Here is a 16,850-nt window from a genome sequence, read left to right as displayed (position 1 = left end):
CTGACGAGACGGACGCGCGGCTATGCATCGGACGATGCGGTTGAGCGACGTGGTGGTATTCGCTGAGCCTGCCGGCGACGACGGGTTTTCGGCGGACGGTCCGCTGGTCGTTGAGGTCGGTCACGCCGTGGGCGCCTGCCGCGGCCAGGGCGTGCACTTCCTGGTCACGGCCAAGGTGGATCCCAAGGTCAAGGCGGCCATCGCCGCCATCGACCGGGAGCCTGGACGTCGATCGCCTACCTACGGGCGATCTTCGACGCTACTCTTCGCTGGCAACAACGTTACCGGTAGGACGGGAGAATCCATGCGACGTTCGGTTGTCGTGGGCGCGTTACTCGCCGTGGTCGCCATCGCCAATCTCTTGGTCGGGCAGGCCGCCAGCGCCGCCGCCCCGGCAGAGCTCGCATCTGGCGGCTGGTACACCGAATTACCGGCCGCCTTACAAGTCTGCGACAGCGCCCCGTGGGAAGGCGGACCGTCCAGCGCGCCGGCAGGCGCCATAGTGGTCCCGGCGGGCGACAACAAGGGCTTCGACTTCGACCAGGTCGGCAAGACCTACTGGTTCGCCCCGGGCACGCATACTCTGGGCGATGGAGAATTCAGCCAGATCATCCCTGGTAGCAACAGCGTCTACATAGGAGCTCCAGGCGCCGTCCTGGACGGCATGAACACCAATCTTTACGCCTTCTCCGGCGCCGCCTCCAATGTGCGCATCGCCTACCTCGAGGTCCGCAACTTCGGCCGCGGCAAGGACAACAACAACGAAGGCGTCATCAACCACGACGCGAGTAGCGGCTGGGTGATGGAGTACCTCTACGCGCACCACAACGATGGCGCGGCGGTGTTCCTCGGAGACGCCAACACGATCCGCCACAGCTGCCTGAAGGACAACGGCCAGTACGGCATCAGCATGTACAAGCCGCAGGTCGAGGGCGACTCGGCGATCAAGGACATCGTCGTGCACAACAACGAGATCGTCGGCAACAACCAGGACGACTGGGAGGCCGAGATCGAAGGGTGCGGCTGCACCGGCGGCGTGAAGTTCTGGGATGTCGAAGGAGCCACCGTCACGGAGAACTACGTACACGACAACCTGAGCGTCGGCCTCTGGGCCGACACCAACAACATCGACTTCCTCTTCGACCGCAACTGGATCGAGCACAACGAGAGCATCGGCCTCTGGTACGAGATCAGCTACAACGCCACCATCACCCGCAACGTCTTCAAGCGAAACGCCTGGGTCAGCGGCAACGAGAACCTGGGCTCACCGGCGCCGGCGATCTACATCTCGGAATCAGGCGGTGACGCCCGGCTCGCGAGCGACACAAGCGGCAGCCCGGATCTCAACATCAACGACAACTACTTCGAGGACAACTTCTCCGGCATCTCGATCTTCGAGAACACCAATCGCTTCTGCAACTCCAATGGGAACACCAGCAAGACCTACTGCACGCCGTTCGTCGCTCCCACGGTGATTCCGCCGCCTTACGACTACGACTATCTCGACCCCACCAACGCCACCCACCCCTGCTACACATCCATCGCGAACGAGCCTTACCGCAGCGACTGCCGCTGGCACTCGCGCAACGTCAAGGTGTTCGGCAACGAGTTCCGGTTCGACAAGTCGACCGTGCCCTGTGCCGGAACCTACTGCGGTGCGCAGGCCCTGTACGCCCAGGGCGAGAACAACCTGCCGTGGATGCCCTACACGGTCGCGGAGATCCAGCAAAATGTCATGCTCACCGGCGGAAACAGCTTCCACGACAACACCTACGTCGGCGATTGGAAGTTCGCCAAGGGGTGGGGCGAGACGATCTCATGGAACGCCTGGCGCTCCGCCCCCTACAACCAGGATGCGGGCAGCACCCTCAACGGCGTGACGGAACCGCCTCCCGTGCCCAATGCCCTCGACGTCGACACCGCGACGCTCGAAGGCTCAGTCGGCCAATGGAGCGCCTGGTACAGCAGCTCTGTGCAAAGAGCCGCCAACGCGGCCCATGCGGGAGCCTACGGGTTGCAGATCGATGTCACCCAGGGCGGAGGATGGGGTGTGCAGCTCGGCAATTGGCCCGGATTCACGGCCACCCCAGGCGCCAAGCGGGTCAGCGTGTGGGCCAGGCAGGGCACTCCCGGGATTTCCGCCGCGACCCTCAGCGTGCTGTGGCTCGACGCCGACCAGCAGCTTCTGCAGACCGACCAAGTTCCGCTCGGTGGCCTGAGCACGAACTGGCAGGAGTTCACCGCGCAGCTCACCGCGCCCCCGGCGACCGCCACCGTCACGCTGGAGGTGAGGAGCGCCGGCGGCAGCGTCGGCAACTCACTCCACCTCGACGACGTCGTGGTGGCCGACCAGCAGTAACCGCCTCGACGTTGACGTCCCGGCCCGCAGGGTCGTGCGCGGCAGCGGTCGTGGCAAGCCGAGGATCCTCGGCTTCGGGCTGGAGCCAGGGTGGCGGCACCGTGCCGCAGGTCCTGCGACCATGGTGATCGTGATTCTCGGCCGCGTTGGCTCGCTTGTCGTGACGAACCTGGGCGTTCGACTGCGGCGGGTTAATATCGGCTGGTGATGGTCCATGATCGAAGCGCCTTTGTCATCGGAGGCACGGGGCAGATCGGGCGGGCCACAGCCGCCCGGCTCGCCGCGGCCGGGTATGCGGTGACCCTTGGGCAGCGCCGACCCCGTCCGGACGCCGTGGAGCTGGACGGGGTGGTGTCGGTCCAGGTCGACCGGGCCGACACCAAGGCGCTGCTCGATGCCCTCGACGGCCACGATCTGGTCCTGGACACGGTCGCATTCACCCCATACCACGGTGCGCAGCTCGCCCAGTTGGCCGGCCGCGTCGGCTCGCTGGTGGTCATCTCGACGGGAGCGGTCTACAAGGCTCCCGGCCTGCCGGTGCCGATCCCGGAGACGTGGCCGACGGTCGAGCGCGACACCCACGACTATCCGGCGGGGAAGGCGGCGCTGGAGCGCTGCCTGCTGGCGACGCCCGGCCTGCCGGTCAGCATTCTGCGGACGGGCGTGCTGCACGGCCCGTACGGCAAATCGCTGGATCACTGGTCGTTCATCAAGCGGGCGCTGGACAAGCGGCCGCACGTCGTACTCGCCCAGGACGGGCGGAGCCGGTTCCCCACCACGGCGGTCGCGAACGTCGCCGAGCTGGTATATCTGTGCGCGCAGCACCCGGCGGCCCGGGTCCTCAACATCGCCGACGACCCGCTGACCGTCGCCGAGATCGGCGCCAGGATCTTCGCCGTCATGGGCCACGAGGCAGAGATCGTCACCTTCGCGGGTCCGTCGCGTCCGGACGGCCTGGGTTTCAATCCGTGGAATGTGCCGGAGCCGATCGTGTTCAGTCTGGACAGAGCCCGTGCCGAGCTCGGATACCGCCCTGCCGTCTCCTACGACGACGCGCTGCGCCAGGACATCGAATGGGCCGCCCTCGCCGTATCCGAGGCCGAGGCGGGCGGCGGAGGCTGGCAGGATGTCTTCCCTGATCTCGTCGTTCGCCACGGCCCCGACCTCTGGTTCCCCTATGCGGCCGAGGACGCCTATGTCGCCGGCGCGTAGGCGGCACTACCAGGCGACAGGCATCGCGTGCAGCCCGAAGAACGGGGCGTCGTCGGCGAAGGACAACTCCTCGAACCCGATCGCCAGGTGCAGCGTCGGTATCCGGGTCAGCAGCGTGCCGTAGGCGATCTGCAGCTCGGCGCGGGCGAGGTTGCGGCCGATGCACTGGTGTACCCCGTGGCCGAAGGCAACGTGGTGGTGGGCGGACCGGCGGATGTCGAACTTATCGGGGTTCTCGAACGCCCGTACATCACGATTGGCGGATGCGGCCAGCACCGTCAGACGATCACCGGCGCGGATCCGCGCAGAGCCGATATCCATGTCGTCGGTCGCGATCCGGTCGAAGCTGACCCAGTCCTGCACCGAGTGGAAGCGCAGCAGCTCCTCGATCGCGCCCGGCAGCAGGCTCGGGTCGGCGCGCAACGCGGCAAGCTGCGCTGGGTGCCGCAGCAGCGTGAGTACGCCTAGGGAGATCGTATTCGCAGGCGAGTCGTAACCCGCGAGCAGCAGGAGAAAGCCGATGTTGATCAGCTCGTCCGTGGTCAGCTCGCCGGTGGGCAGGTGTCTGGCGGCCAGCCGCCGGATCATTCCCTTGTGCGGTTCACGCTCTGCGCTGCGGATTAGTTCGCGCAAATAGTCGCGAACGTCCCTGGACGCCTGGGCCGCCACACTCGGATCCATACTCGTTACTGACAGCATCCGCAGCCGCGACTCGAAGAACTCGTGGTCGCCGGCCGGGATGCCGAACAACTCGCAGAGGACTCGCGACGGAACCCGGCGCGCGTACGAACCGACGAGGTCGGCGGGCGCCCCGGCCTCCAGTAACTCGTCGATCGCTGTATCGGCGATTCGCTGGAGGGCCGGCCGCATGGCGTCCATCGGACGGGCACCGAGCTCTGAGATCAGCAACCGCCGGAACCGGCTGTGTTCCGGTGGATCCATGTCGACGAAGAAGCCGTCGTCGGGGCGATCGTCGTCGGGTCCGCGAGGCCGTTCAGGGCGTCCGGTGTTCGAGCTGATCCTCGGGTCACTGAGGATCTGCCGCGCCTCGGCGTAGCGGGTGACCGCCCAGACCGGTGCGCCGTTGGGCAGGACGGCCCGGACGACCGGCGCGGTGGCACGCATCCGCTGATATTCGTCCGGCGGTGCGAACGGGCAGGTCCGCTCCATGGGGAAGGCCGGCGTCGCGGTGATGTCCTGCTCGGATGTACTCATTGCGCTTCCCCGTCTGAGTCGGACGCCACCCCGGCGATGTGATCGGAAACGACGAGCCGACATCCTGGCCCGACTCCGTGCACCCGCGCCGTGCCGCGGCCTCCGCCTTCGGCTACGGCGGGACCATCGCCCATCTGATCTCCGTACCGGTGCCCACCGAGGAACCCGCTGGGTGCTCGTTTCGGCACCGAACCGGGCATGTGGACGTGGGCCCCGTCGATTCCGTTCATGAGACCGCGACGATCCAAGATGTCAATGGCCCGGCCGGTTATGCCCTCGACCTTTGGGTGTGTCTTGATTTCGGGCAATCGCTCAAGCACCCCCACCGGTACATCGTGCGGCGCCACCTCGCACGCGAGCATGAGCCCAACCGGTCCACCACGAACTACCGCGACCTGTGCCATACATACCTTTGCTGAGGGCGTGAGCCTGCTGAAGGAATCGCAGATGTCTGTTCAGGTAGTGCCGATGCTAAATCGGGCGGTTCAAAAATTGCTAGTGATGGCATTTTCCGGATTTGTCATGCATAATCCTCTTTTATGGTGATCACCGGCGCGCCGGTGGGAGGTCTCCCCGTGAGCGACGGCCAGACTCGGCAGGCTGGCCTACCCCGGCGGGCGCCTCGGCTGGGTGGCCACCGGATACCCCGTCACCCGAGCCATCCTGGCGCATCCGCGGTTCGGCGCCCGGCGCGAGCTGCTGCATCAGCCGGTCGCCGCGATCGAGCGGCCGATCCCCGCGGAGCCGCCCGCTGACCCTCGTTCGCCATGCCGGTTCCGGCGCTCGTGATCTGCGAGCTGCTGGGCGTGCAGACGGTCCGCAGCGTCCTCGCGCGCCCACCCGCCGGAGGCCCATCGGATAACGGGCTGCCGACGCACGCCGCGGCGACCGCGCTCGAAGGGGTGCTACGGAATGCGGCGTAAACGGGCCGCGTCCGGCCGGACCTGCACGTCACGCTTGGTGTGCTGGGCGAGCTCCCTTGAAGCTCCCCGGAATCGCCGGACCGGCGGCGTAGCCTCCATCTCAGTGGCCGACGCGCTGGCCCGCTTCCGACCAACCGGTCTGGAATGACGGTCCTGGCCTATATGGTCCCGGAATGAACTCCGCATCTGCGAACATTTCGGGCCCGTGGCGAGAACAGCTGACCGGCGCCTTTGAGATCCTGCTCGGCCGTCCGCTGGCGAGTTTCGACGCCGACGCCGTCTACGCGACGTTCTTCGGCGGCAACCTCATCAACGAGCTCGGCTTCGCGCAGGACACCGCCTGGGTGAACCCGGCCGCCCTCCGCGGCGCCGAGCCGGTCGTCTGGGACTGCCCGATCTTCGACCTGGAGGAGCCGCTGCTGGAGTTCGACGCGAGCCGGTCGGTCTTCGAGTTCGACAAGGCGGGGCTGCCGCCGGAGTTCGAGGCGGAGCTCGCGGCGGCGTGCTTCGCGGGCCGGCTGGTCCTGGGCGGCGACCTGGCTCCCCTGCTGGCGCGGTACGACCTCGCCGCGCCCGATCTGCGCGACACGTGGACCGTCTGCCACCCGCGGCTGGTCTCGGACGGCACGCTCTTCGACGCGGTTCGGGTTGCCATCGCGCTCGGCACGGGCCCCGAAAGCCTCCTTCCCTTTGAGGTGGAGGCGGCCGAGGAGTGGCAGGAGGCGCTGGCCGGCCTCACGCCGCCCGAGCTGTTCGCCCACCTGAGCTTCTTCTGCACCGGAGGCGAGGAGGGGCTGATGTACTTGGGAACCGAGCGGTCGGGCGGCGACCTGCTCGCCGACGAGGGCTGCACGCTGGTCGCCAACTGGGAGGAGGGGCAGGGCCAGGTCGAGTTCGCGGTCGTCCGGGTCGGCGAGCTCCTGGCAGGGCCGCGCCCGTCCTGATGAACACATGGCGGGCTGGGAGCGGCAGACCCGTCGGGGCCGGACGGCAGGCGGCGCGAGGCCACCTGCCGTCGACGGCGGCACGGGAGGAAGACGACGCCGATCTGCCGCCTCCCGCCTGACCCGCCTTCCGCCCGATCCGCCCCCCTCTGCCCGAAGGGCGTCTACCCCCAAGGCCCTCAGCCACAGAGGTACCGCAGTCTGCGCCCCTCCCAAAGCCCTCAGCCACAGAAGTGCCGCAGCCCTGCGGCAGACGCGCCCCCGACTGGTCGCCGCGCAGGTCACCACCGGCCTGGCCCTGCCGACGCGGACGGACCTGGCCGGCGATCTCGGCGACGGGGTCAGCGGCGTCGTGCTGCCCGTAGTTAAACGCGAGAGGCCCGGCCGGCTGCTCCCCGCCGTATGTCAGCGGCGGTGTCAGGACGGCGGCAGCCCGGTATCAGAGCGGTTGGCGATGGTGGGGACATCGAAAGAACGCAGCACTTAAGGAGCACATGATGCAGAAGTTCGACACCCCCGCCCCGATCTCCGCCATCCTGGACATCCCCGCGGGCCGCGTCCAGTTCATCGCCGCCGACCGGGCCGACACCGCGGTCGAGGTCCGGCCCGCGAGCGCCGCAAAGAGCCGCGACGTGAAGGCGGCCGAGCAGACCACGGTCGAATACGCCGACGGCGTCCTGCGGATCGAGACCGCCGCGGCGAAGAACCAGTACTTCGGCCCCACCGGATCCATCGAGGTGACGGTCAAGCTGCCCGCCGGCTCCCGCGTCCAGGCCAAGGCGGCCAGCGCCGAACTCCGGACCGTCGGCCGCCTCGGTGAGGTCGCCTTCGACGGCGCGTACGGCCAGATCAAGATCGACGAGGCCGCGAGCGTCCGCCTCACCGCGACCGACGGCGACGTCGAGGTCGGCCGCCTGGGCGGCCCTGCGGAGATCAGCACCTCACGGGGCGACATCCGGATCGCCGAGGCCACCGGCGGCACGGTCGTGCTCCGCACCCAGTCCGGCGACATCTCGATCGCCGCCGCCGTCGGAGTCTCGGCCGCCCTGGACGCCGGCACAAGCTATGGCCGCATCACCAACGCCCTCAAGAACGACGGCACCGCCGAACTCGACATCCACGCCACCACCGCCAACGGCGACATCACCGCCCGCAGCCTGTGACCCGCAGCCTCCAAAGGAGAGGCAGACCAAGCCCGGTGACGACGAACGGCCCTGGTCCATCTACGTGGACCGGGGCGGTTCCGGGCCTTCCATTCGAGTTCGTCCGCTCCATGACCGCGTTCATCCGGATACCGGTGAGCACGGTTCGGATGCCGGGAACTCCCCGTCCCGGTCTCGGATCAGGAAGCGCGCCCGCAGCGCTGCAAAGGCGTTCGTACGCCGTTGCGTCGATCAGGCCTCCCGGGTCAGGAACTGGTGGAGGCTCCGGCAGGCCCGGGTCAGCGAGGTCGAACCGCGCTTCTTCGCGTGGGCGGCCACCTCGGGGATCTCGCCCCGCGCGTCGGCCCACGTGGCGATGTCGGTGGCCAATACGACGGCGTCTGTGTGCAGACGCTGGGCCCGCTCGCCCTCCCTCGGGAGGAAGACGGCCAGGAAGTGGCGCGAGATCGTCCATACCTCGGCGTGCGCGCCCTGTTTGGCGGCCAGCTCCAGTGAGGGCAATGCGTGGTCGGCCCCGTAGCGGGTGCGGCGGCCGAGCAGGCCCAGCAGGCGGCCCGTCTCGGCGGCGGGGAGCGCGCCCTTGGCCGCCAGCTGAAGCAGTGGGGGCACCGCGTCGTCGCCCTCCACGGTGAGGAAGTAGGCCAGGACCAGGGCCGTCGCCGGGCCGGACGCGCCTTCGGCCAGGGTCAGGTTGCGCAGGTCGTCGATCGCGATGTCGGGTGGGTCGAAACGGTCGATCAGGCCGATCGCCAGATGAGCCGCCGCGAGCTCCCGGTGGTGAGGCGTCATGCCGGGCCAGAAGTGACGTGACCCGCGCCGGAACGGGCGCATCTCGGGCACGGTCAGCAGGGCGTCGAGGTGGGCGAGACCGGTGGGCTTCACGGGTTGCCAGCTCACGTTGGCGATGCCGCGCTGGTCGAGGACATGGTCGTCGTAGGGGACGACGCGGGAGTCGAGGTCGAGGGTCCAGGTCAGCTCCACCTCCGGGGGTGGGGGCGCGCCGCGTTCGAACCAGCGGGCCACCGCCGCAGCGGCCGCCGAGCCGATGCTCTTCGCGCGTTCGGCCAGGTCGGGGGCGGGATCGGGCGGGAGGCGCAACAGGGCCTGTGCCACGTCCAGCGGGAGCGGTTCGCGTTCGGAGTCCGCGCACACGGCCAGGCGGTTGAGCAGGGTCTCGGGGTCGAGGTGGCCGTCGGCGCGGGTGGGGGTGGCCAGCAGGACCGGGGGCAGGGCTCCGGTCTTCGCCGCGCGCAGGAGTTCGTCGAGGCGGGACAGGAGGAAGGCATGGGGGCGGGCGCACTCCCGCAGGTGGGGGAGGCGGTTCCAGGGGGCGGGCGCCGTTCGCGCCTTCGGGTCGTAGAGGTCGGTCTGGTCGTCGATCGTTTGCAGGATCCCCTCCTGTACGTAGTCGGGCATCTCGTGGAGCGGGACGATCGTGCGGAGGCCGGGGAACAGCTGGAAGGCCGTGGCCGCGATGTTCACCATGCCGTCGTACAGGGCCTGCCCGAGATCGCCGGACAGGCCGGGGAAGGCCTGCTCCGCGTCGGCCCGCTGTTCCTCGGAGATCGTCTTCCGGTACGACGGGTGCTGCCTCGGCGGACGGGACGTGGGCGGCCCCGGATCTTCGCCGGGGTTGACGAGTTCCCTGGCCAGCGCGGTGCACCAGTCACGCGGGGACTGCCACGTCGGCGCGTCGTAGAGCACCGGCCGCAGGTGTTCGCCGAACCGCCGGGCCAGCGTTTCCTTCAGGGAATCCGGGTCCGTATGTGCTTCCCGCGTGACCGCCGCCAGCCACGCCTCGACGTCGATCCAGCCGATCTCCTCCGGCGGGCCGCTCTCCAGGCCGGAGGTGGGGAACGGGCCGGGGACGGTGGCCTCGGGCAGGCGGCCGGGGGTGAAGTCGCCGGCCCAGCCTTCGACGAAGCGCTCGAAGAGCTGCCGGGCTGAGGCCGGGGGCAGCAGTTCGGCCGCCTCCAGGATCGGGGCGGGGTCGGCGAGGTGGTCGGCGTGCTTGAGCGTGAGGGTGACCGCGCGGTCGCGCACCTCGTGAGAGGCGTGCGCGTAGGCGTTGGTCAGCGCGGTGACGTGGTCGGCCATCCGTTCCGGGTGGTGACCGAGCTCGCGGTCGAGCCAGGTCAGGCCCTTCACGGCGAGCTTGGCCTCTTGGCGGAAGGTCATCGCCTCGATGGCCTCGGCGACGTCCGCCGGGTCGAGCCGCGCCTGGCGCACCTGCTGCCAGGCCAGCTCGGCTACCGGGCCCGGCGCGGCGGGCAGCAGACGCAGGTAGTCGCGCAGCCGCCCGGCCGACTCCTCTGGCGTGGGTGCCACGAGCGTGTGCAGCCGGACGAAGAAACGCAGGTCCTGCGCGTCGCCGCCGAGCAGGAAACGGCTCACGCAGCCGGTGATGATCTGCTCGCGCGGCAGCGTGCGGGCGGCCAGGGCCAGCCAGCGGGACGGCTTCGGGGTGAGCGTCTCGTTGACCAGTGCCCGGCCCGCGCCGGCCGCCTCGAAGATCTTCGGAAGCAGGTGGGGCGTCAGCGGGTCCTTGACCACGCCCACCGCCGACAACCAGGCCGCCACCAGCGGCTCGTGGTCGGGTGGGGTGGCCTCGCCGTCGCGCAGCAGTTCCAGGGCCAGCGGTACGATCCGGTCGTCGGGACGGCGGATGCGGCGCGCGAGCCGTACCGCCAGGTCGGCACGCCAGGCCACCGGGCGACCGGAGACCGCCTTCACCAGCCGGTGCGGGCTTGGCGCGCCGGACCAGCGGGGATTGAGGTCGCGCTTCATCAGCCAGGTGGCCACCCCGGCCGGGCCGGGAATGGTCGCCGCGCCCACCATCATCAGCACCTCGGACGCGCCGGTGACCTGGTCGTTGGCAGTCCAGTCGAAGGCGTCCCAGCCGACGGTGGCGGCCGGCGGCGGGCTCGCGCGGAGCTCGGCGAGCAGGCCCGGCAAGTCGGCGGCGACGGTGGCCCGCTCGGCGTCGGTGAGCTTCGGCAACCGCAACGCCAGACCCTCGGCGTCGTGGTTGAGCACGAGATTCCTGATCTCGTTACGGATGTCGTCAGAGGTCATGGCGTGGCTCCGGTGAGCTGGGCGTGGAGGCGCTTGCATTCGTGGACGAAGCGGATCGTCCGGCGGCTCTGCGCGAACTCGCCGATGACCGGGATCTCCCCGCGGGCGCCGGTCCAGCGTGCTACGTCGGCGGCGAAGGCGACGAGTTCGGCGTGGGTCACGGTGATGCGCTGCCCCTCGCCCGGCAACATTCCGGGCAGCAGGGCGCGCAGGATGCGCCACACCTCGTGGTGGCCGCCGGCCTCGGCCAGCTCGGTCAGGACCGAGATGACGGGGCGGGTCTCCAGCCAGGTGCGGCGCAGCACCAGCGGGAGCTGGCGGCCGATCGCCTCGGCGGGCAGCTCGCCCCTGGCGGCCATGCTGAGGACCAGCGGGATCATGCTGGGCACGATGTCGGCCAGGAGGACGGCGAGGATCACCGCCGTGGACTCGCCCATCGGGCCATGGGCGATCTCCAGGCCGGTGATGTCTGCCGGAACCAGCCCCGCGCCCCAGTGGCCGCGCAGCAGGAAGGGCAGGAAGTTGACGGCCACGACCTCGCGGTGCGAGGGCAGCATGGCGGGCCACGCCCTGAGCGCGCCGCCGAACTCGTCGACCATCGAGTCGAACGGCTGGCGCAGCAGCACCTCGTCGATCAGCCGATGCCCGGTCGGGGTCGTCACGCGCAGCACGGGCTGCAGCCTGACCTCGGTGAAGTGTTCGGGTTCGCCGTCGCCGAACTCGACCATGGACGCGTCGACCATGTGGCGCCACACGTGGCCGCACTCGGGGTCGGCCATGCCGTCACCGGCGAGCCAGCGGGCGGCCGAGCGCGCCGCCTCCGAGTCGACCTTGGCGGCCCGGTCGGCCGCGGCCCGGTGGCAGCCCCGGGGCAACCGCAGCAGCGCCTGCGCCAGGTCGGCAGGAGGTGGCTCCACGCCGGCGGTGGCGCAGGTCTCCAGTCGGTCGATCAGCACGTCGGGGTCGAGGTGGCCGCTCATCCAGGTCGGCGTGGCCAGCAGCACCGGCGGCAGGGTGCCGTTGCGGAGGGCCTCGGCGAGTTCCGCGTAGCGGTGGAGCAGGAAGTCGTGGGGCGGAGAGACACGATTGGGGTGGGGCAGATGGTTGCGCCGCCGCCACTCGTCGTGCTCGGGCAGCTCCTTGGGCATGAAGGAACGCAGCCGGGGCGGGACGAAGACGACGGTCACCTGCACGAGCGGCTCGCCCGGGTTCGGCGGGGGGACCTGGTGCCCCGCTCGCATCGCCGCGATCCGGGCGGGGTCCACGCCGATCTCGGCCATCTTCTCGTAGGCGCGGTCGAGGATGAAGTACGGCATGGCCTCCACGGAGTCGTCGTACAAGACGCCGGGCCTCGTCCGCACCGGATGGAGGTGATCCGGCAGTCTGTCGTCGCCGATCTCCTCCTCCTCGGCGCCGTCATGCCACGGGTGCTCGACGTCGGTGGGGGAGCCGTTCAGGTGGATCCGGCCCCTGGCGAAGGGGATCTGCCGGTCGCCTTCGTGTGCCACGGCTGCGTTCGGGCCGTCGTCGCTGGTCCAGGTGATGAAGAAGGCACGCAACGGGGTGTCGTCGTCGAGATAGCGGCCAGGCCGGTAGGCGCCGCCTATCGTGATCCGCCGGGGCGACGGCTCCGTGTCGGGCTCCTCGCCACGCGTGAGGGCGCGTACTCGCACAGAGTGGTTCGCGCCGTCCCAGAACTTCTCCGGTCCGATCGGCGGTAGCTCCGGCACGCTGCCGGGGGTGACGAGCTCGGCGGCCAGCGCCGACTGCCAGTCGTCGAGGTCGAGACGCACGTCCCTGGACCGCCAGTAGCCGTGGTCCTGTTCGACGTGGGGCTTGAGCTCGCGGCGCAGTTTCGCCCGGTCGTCGGCGATCCCGGTGACGAAGGCCGCCAGCCAGCGCTCCTGGGCGATCCAGCGTTCGTGGTGGTCAGGGGAGATCGACGGCTCGGGGAACCGCCGCGCCTCCGGCAGCTCGGGCAGCGGCGGGAACTCCTTGTGCCCCGGCAGTTCGTCGACCGGGATCTCCCCGCCGAACCGCTCGGCCAGCTGCGCGCCCAGGTCGGCGGGGAGATGGCGGACGCCGTCGAGGATCGCCTCGGCGTGATCGGCGAACAGGTCGGCGTATTTCCGGGTCAGCTCGGCCGCGCGGTTGCGCACGTCGAAGGACTTGTGCGCGTACGCCGTGGTCAGCGCGGTCACGAAGTCGGCGGCCGCTTCGGGCGTGGCCCGGATCGCCTGGTCGAGCCAGCGCAGGCCCGTGGCCGCGAGCTTGGCCTCGTCCCGGAAGGTGAGCGCGTCGACCGCTTCGATCAGGTCGGCGTGGTCGAGCGGCATCGCCCCGCGCACCTGCCCCGCGGCCAACTCGGCGACCGTGCCCGGAGCCGACGGCAACAACCGCAGGTAGTCACGCAGGCGGGGAGCGGACTCCGCGGGCGTGGGGTCGAGGAGCGTGTGCAGCCGGACGAAGAAGCGCAGGTCCTGCGCCTCGCCACCGCGCAGGAAACGGCTCACGCAACCGTCGAGCACCTGCTCCCTGGGCAGCTCGCGGGCGGCGGCGGCCAGCCAGCGGGTCGGCCGGGGCTCCAGTCGCTCGTCACGGAGGGCGCGGCCCGCGCCGTCGGCGGCGAAGACACGAGGCAGCAGCACGGGGGTCAGCGGGTCACCGGCCACGCTCGGCGCGGCCAGCCAGGCGGCCACCAGCGGGTCGTGGTCGGGCGGCGTGGCGCCGGACTCACGCAGCAGCGCCACGGCCAGCGGCGCGATGCGGTCGGCGGGACGGCGTACCCGCTGGGCCAGCCGGACCGCGACATCACGACGCCACTCCAAGGGGCGGGTGGCCGCCACCCGGCACACCTGGGCGACATCGGCGTCCTCGGCCCAGCGGCGGTTGACGTCGCGGCTGGTCATCCACGTCACGGCGGCCGCCGGGCCGGTGATGACGCCGACACCGGTCAGCAGCAGCGCGCCGGCCAGTTCGTCGAGCAGGTCGCCGACCTCCCAGGAGGCCATCTCCTCGAAGTCGTCGGGATACTGGGCGCGCACCTGCTCGGTGCGGGCGCGGCGCAGCTCCTTGACGAGGCCGGGCAACCGCCCGCCCAGCTCGACGCGCTCCTCCTCGGTGAGCGTGACCAGCCGTTCGGCCAGGTGGGTGACCTGGTTGCGAGTGACCAGATCGCAGATCTCCGTCCAGAGGGTCATCGGGAGACCTCCAGGGTGGCACGGGCGACGATCCGGGCGGCCAGCACGTGTTTGCACGGCCCACGGGAGCCGCGATGGTCCCACCACCACTCGCAGGTGCAGGAGCCGTCGGCCAGCGAGACCCGGCGCGCGCCGCCCGAGGTGTGGACGGTGGCCAACTCGCCTTCGAGGCGCACGGCGCCCGCGTCGACGAGCTTGCGCGCCTTGGCCAGCCGCGGGTTGAGCAGGATCACGTTGTCCTTGTCATAGGGCAGCTCACGGTGGAAGTAGGCGGCCTCCGACAGGTCGTAGCCGACCCGGCCGGCGACGCCGAGCTGCGTCAGCGCGGCCCGCACCCGGTCGGCTGGGATGCCCGCTCGGTCGCCCAGCAGGCCGATCTCGACCTCGGGCTCGAAGTTGAGCAGCATGCCCACGACGTCGGCGTCGTTCTCGGCCTCGTCGGTGGCCAGGTCGTCGAGCACCGCGCCCTCGCCGGAGAAGCCACGCCAGCGCTCGGGCGAGAGGGTGAGCGTGTAGCGCATGCCCGGAAGCTCCAGCTCCCAGGCGCTGGAGGCGGCGTCGGCCGGGCCGTACACCCGGAGGGACTTCGCGAAGCGAAGCAGCGGCAGGAGGGTGCCGAGCCGGTTGGGGCCGGCGAGCTGGACCGAGCCCGGAACCTGGCGGTCGGAGACCTTCAGGTCACGCCCCGCCTGCGCCACCCACACGGTGCCCTTCTTGGGCAGCCCGCGCAGGAACCGCACCGCCGCCATGCCGGTCAGCTCACCGCGCTGGTCCATGCCCGAGGCGATGACCTGCACCTCGGCGAATCCGCGTAGCCAGCGCTCGGGCAGCGGCACCTTCTTCTCCACCACCGCGCCGTCCATCGTGGTCACGACCAGCTCGTCGAGGCCCACCCCCAAGTGCAGCGGGTCACGCGCGCCGATCCGCGCCAGCGCCTCCCGGAGCGGCGCGTTCACGTCGACGTTGGTGGTGCCCCGGTCGAACACCTCGCCGTCGAGCGCGCCGTTCAGCAGATCAAGCCGGGCATACACGCCGCCACAGGCCGAGAACGACTCGAACCGCAATCGGTCCCCGTTGCACGTCACCACCGGGTCCCGCACCCAGCCGGGCCGCGCCTGCGGCTGGTGGTAGCGGGCCAGCGCCACATCGGCGACGCCGAGCAGGCCCGCCGCGGCGGTGGCAGCCTGGGTCACCACGCCGCTGAAGAATCGGGGGGCCACGGCCGGGCCGGACAGGGCCCGGCCGCCGGAGGTCGCCAATCCGAGACGACCGTCGACCAGGGAGGAGGGCGCGGCGTACGTGTACGCCTGCGTCGCTGAAGTCATGGCCGGGACAATAGATCGCCCCACCGACAAACCGGCGCGGCAGATGTCGAGGAGATGAAAGAGCCTGTGAACATCTACGTCCTCGCCGGACGGACTGGGCGATTTGTCGTGTGCGAGGGGAGGAGGACGATGTGAAGCACATCCGCGTTTCCGACGCCGAACGTGATTCCGCGTAACGCTTCGCGGTGGGCCGCCTGAAGATACTTTCAATTCGACCGTCGCAGGTCCGAATTCTGTAGAGCGGGCTTCTCCATCTGCGGAAACTCCAGCCGTATCCACCTACCGCGGCGGCGTGAGGCAAGGCTGAGTCACGTGCTGAGCTCCTGCCCGAGCGTGGATGCGGCCCTCAGCGCCAGCCTTGCCGTCTCCTGGGCGGCTTCGTGAGCCACCACGGGCAGGCGATGCCGGTGTGCCGCAGCATCGCCTGCATCATCTTCAGGTCCGTGTGCGCGGCCGGCGCCGGCGTGGTGGCGCTGTGCCGCAGGTCATGCAGCCGAATCGGTGGCGGTCCGGAGACCGCCGCCGGCCGGCGGAACCGGCCGGTGAGTTGCCGGCGGGGACGTCGCCCGTCCGTGATCCCCGCGGCGGCCGGATCCCCCGCTTCAGGCGTCGTGACAATTCTCGACACGGACGACGGGCGTTGTGCCGGCCGCTGCCATGCGATCTCGATCGTCGAGATCATGGAGTGCCGGTGGGTATTGGACGGGTCCCGACGAGTAACCGCCCGGGTGTTATCCCTCCGGCGTATTGTCCAGGCAGGTCGCGGACACTTCCTTGAAGAACTGGCCGGAGTTGAACGTGCCGATGGACCATTGCTCGAAATCCAATCCGCCGAGCGCGCGGTAGGTCAACCGCTTTCCGCTGAACAGATTGGTGTAGGTGACGCCCTGGCCGGGAAACTCCTCTCGCTTCCAATGCTCTCGAGGATTCTGCATGTTGGTGATGGGCGTCGTCGTGATCTTGGTTCCCTGGTTGCTGTCGGTCACCCGCGCGACCACGGCGAAGCCGGAGGGATTCAGAAGATTGCTGATGAGCGCGTAGACGCCCGGCTTGATCGGGAAGAAGCGCCACCTCTCGGCCGCGCTGAGACCGGATGAGTCCCGGGTGACCACGTCGGGCTCGGCCCCGCGGGCCATGTCCCTGTTCTGCGCCTGGACGGGCAGAATCCCCGCGCAGACGGGAGGGGCGGCGGCGTGAGCAGGGGCCGCCGCGAAGGCGGCCGTACCGGCCAATAGGAGGGCTGTAGCCGTCAGAGTCGCGCCGGTACGAGCGCGTCCGGCCATGAAGATGCGCTTCCTGCGAGAAGTGTTGTTCATTGTGAATGAATCCTTGTTTCAGAGAATGATCGGGCCCCCAAGTACCGGAAGAGTAAATCTGGATGCCGAGTCCAGGTGTAGGCAGAAATACGCATCGAAGAGGAGCCGCTCATGACTG

General features: G+C 69.9%; 12 protein-coding genes. 5 read left to right on the top strand and 7 right to left on the bottom strand.

Annotation, left to right across the window (positions count from 1 at the left end; genetic code table 11):
* Positions 1-34: 34 nt before the first annotated feature.
* On the top strand, positions 35-2,359 hold the full coding sequence (locus ACIBQ1_RS23990) for a right-handed parallel beta-helix repeat-containing protein (RefSeq protein WP_397280718.1): 2,325 nt from the start codon (positions 35-37) through the stop codon (positions 2,357-2,359).
* Positions 2,360-2,566: 207 nt separating this feature from the next.
* Positions 2,567-3,571 carry an NAD-dependent epimerase/dehydratase family protein gene (locus ACIBQ1_RS23985; RefSeq protein ID WP_397280959.1) on the top strand — a complete coding sequence of 335 codons (1,005 nt, stop codon included), beginning with the start codon at positions 2,567-2,569 and terminating at the stop codon, positions 3,569-3,571.
* Positions 3,572-3,577: 6 nt separating this feature from the next.
* Here ACIBQ1_RS23985 and ACIBQ1_RS23980 read toward each other — a convergent pair whose 3' ends face one another.
* Positions 3,578-4,786, bottom strand: a complete 1,209-nt coding sequence (locus ACIBQ1_RS23980) for a cytochrome P450 (RefSeq protein ID WP_397280716.1) — start codon at positions 4,784-4,786, stop codon at positions 3,578-3,580.
* Positions 4,783-5,148 carry a hypothetical protein gene (locus ACIBQ1_RS23975; protein WP_397280957.1) on the bottom strand — a complete coding sequence of 122 codons (366 nt, stop codon included), beginning with the start codon at positions 5,146-5,148 and terminating at the stop codon, positions 4,783-4,785. Before ACIBQ1_RS23975 ends, ACIBQ1_RS23980 begins: the two co-directional genes overlap by 4 nt.
* A gap of 61 nt (positions 5,149-5,209) precedes the next feature.
* On the opposite strand from ACIBQ1_RS23975, the gene ACIBQ1_RS23970 reads away from it, so the two are divergent.
* The 3 genes from ACIBQ1_RS23970 to ACIBQ1_RS23960 all read left to right on the top strand — a co-directional run bounded on the left by ACIBQ1_RS23970 (position 5,210) and on the right by ACIBQ1_RS23960 (position 7,816).
* On the top strand, positions 5,210-5,332 hold the full coding sequence (locus ACIBQ1_RS23970) for a hypothetical protein (protein WP_397280714.1): 123 nt from the start codon (positions 5,210-5,212) through the stop codon (positions 5,330-5,332).
* 550 nt (positions 5,333-5,882) lie between these two features.
* Positions 5,883-6,653 carry a hypothetical protein gene (locus ACIBQ1_RS23965; RefSeq protein ID WP_397280712.1) on the top strand — a complete coding sequence of 257 codons (771 nt, stop codon included), beginning with the start codon at positions 5,883-5,885 and terminating at the stop codon, positions 6,651-6,653.
* Positions 6,654-7,150: 497 nt separating this feature from the next.
* The gene (locus ACIBQ1_RS23960; RefSeq protein WP_397280955.1) at positions 7,151-7,816 is read left to right on the top strand and encodes a DUF4097 family beta strand repeat-containing protein; all 666 of its coding nucleotides are present in this window, start codon (positions 7,151-7,153) and stop codon (positions 7,814-7,816) included.
* Positions 7,817-8,047: 231 nt separating this feature from the next.
* Here the strand turns inward: ACIBQ1_RS23960 and ACIBQ1_RS23955 are convergent, their stop codons facing one another.
* The 5 genes from ACIBQ1_RS23955 to ACIBQ1_RS23935 all read right to left on the bottom strand — a co-directional run bounded on the left by ACIBQ1_RS23955 (position 8,048) and on the right by ACIBQ1_RS23935 (position 16,732).
* Positions 8,048-10,891, bottom strand: coding sequence for a hypothetical protein (locus ACIBQ1_RS23955; RefSeq protein WP_397280710.1), 2,844 nt, complete (start codon positions 10,889-10,891; stop codon positions 8,048-8,050).
* On the bottom strand, positions 10,888-14,091 hold the full coding sequence (locus ACIBQ1_RS23950; protein WP_397280708.1) for a hypothetical protein: 3,204 nt from the start codon (positions 14,089-14,091) through the stop codon (positions 10,888-10,890). The genes ACIBQ1_RS23955 and ACIBQ1_RS23950 overlap by 4 nt, the downstream gene beginning before the upstream one ends.
* Positions 14,088-15,416, bottom strand: coding sequence for an SWIM zinc finger family protein (locus tag ACIBQ1_RS23945; protein ID WP_397280706.1), 1,329 nt, complete (start codon positions 15,414-15,416; stop codon positions 14,088-14,090). Before ACIBQ1_RS23945 ends, ACIBQ1_RS23950 begins: the two co-directional genes overlap by 4 nt.
* 346 nt (positions 15,417-15,762) lie before the next feature.
* Positions 15,763-16,098 carry a hypothetical protein gene (locus ACIBQ1_RS23940; protein ID WP_397280704.1) on the bottom strand — a complete coding sequence of 112 codons (336 nt, stop codon included), beginning with the start codon at positions 16,096-16,098 and terminating at the stop codon, positions 15,763-15,765.
* Positions 16,099-16,147: 49 nt separating this feature from the next.
* Positions 16,148-16,732, bottom strand: coding sequence for an RICIN domain-containing protein (locus ACIBQ1_RS23935; protein WP_397280702.1), 585 nt, complete (start codon positions 16,730-16,732; stop codon positions 16,148-16,150).
* Positions 16,733-16,850 lie beyond the last annotated feature (118 nt).

This window comes from Nonomuraea sp. NPDC050153, from assembly GCF_044460125.1.
Lineage (GTDB): Bacteria > Actinomycetota > Actinomycetes > Streptosporangiales > Streptosporangiaceae > Nonomuraea.
This window is presented reverse-complemented; position numbering and strand designations above follow the sequence as displayed.

Coding starts and splice junctions, on each gene's coding strand:
- ACIBQ1_RS23960 (WP_397280955.1), top strand. CDS start 7,151: ATGCAGAAGTTCGACACCCCCGCCCCGATCTCCGCCATCCTGGACATC.
- ACIBQ1_RS23940 (WP_397280704.1), bottom strand. CDS start 16,098: ATGATCTCGACGATCGAGATCGCATGGCAGCGGCCGGCACAACGCCCG.
- ACIBQ1_RS23985 (WP_397280959.1), top strand. CDS start 2,567: ATGGTCCATGATCGAAGCGCCTTTGTCATCGGAGGCACGGGGCAGATC.
- ACIBQ1_RS23935 (WP_397280702.1), bottom strand. CDS start 16,732: ATGAACAACACTTCTCGCAGGAAGCGCATCTTCATGGCCGGACGCGCT.
- ACIBQ1_RS23950 (WP_397280708.1), bottom strand. CDS start 14,091: ATGACCCTCTGGACGGAGATCTGCGATCTGGTCACTCGCAACCAGGTC.
- ACIBQ1_RS23975 (WP_397280957.1), bottom strand. CDS start 5,148: ATGCTCGCGTGCGAGGTGGCGCCGCACGATGTACCGGTGGGGGTGCTT.
- ACIBQ1_RS23980 (WP_397280716.1), bottom strand. CDS start 4,786: ATGAGTACATCCGAGCAGGACATCACCGCGACGCCGGCCTTCCCCATG.
- ACIBQ1_RS23990 (WP_397280718.1), top strand. CDS start 35: ATGCGGTTGAGCGACGTGGTGGTATTCGCTGAGCCTGCCGGCGACGAC.
- ACIBQ1_RS23945 (WP_397280706.1), bottom strand. CDS start 15,416: ATGACTTCAGCGACGCAGGCGTACACGTACGCCGCGCCCTCCTCCCTG.
- ACIBQ1_RS23965 (WP_397280712.1), top strand. CDS start 5,883: ATGAACTCCGCATCTGCGAACATTTCGGGCCCGTGGCGAGAACAGCTG.
- ACIBQ1_RS23955 (WP_397280710.1), bottom strand. CDS start 10,891: ATGACCTCTGACGACATCCGTAACGAGATCAGGAATCTCGTGCTCAAC.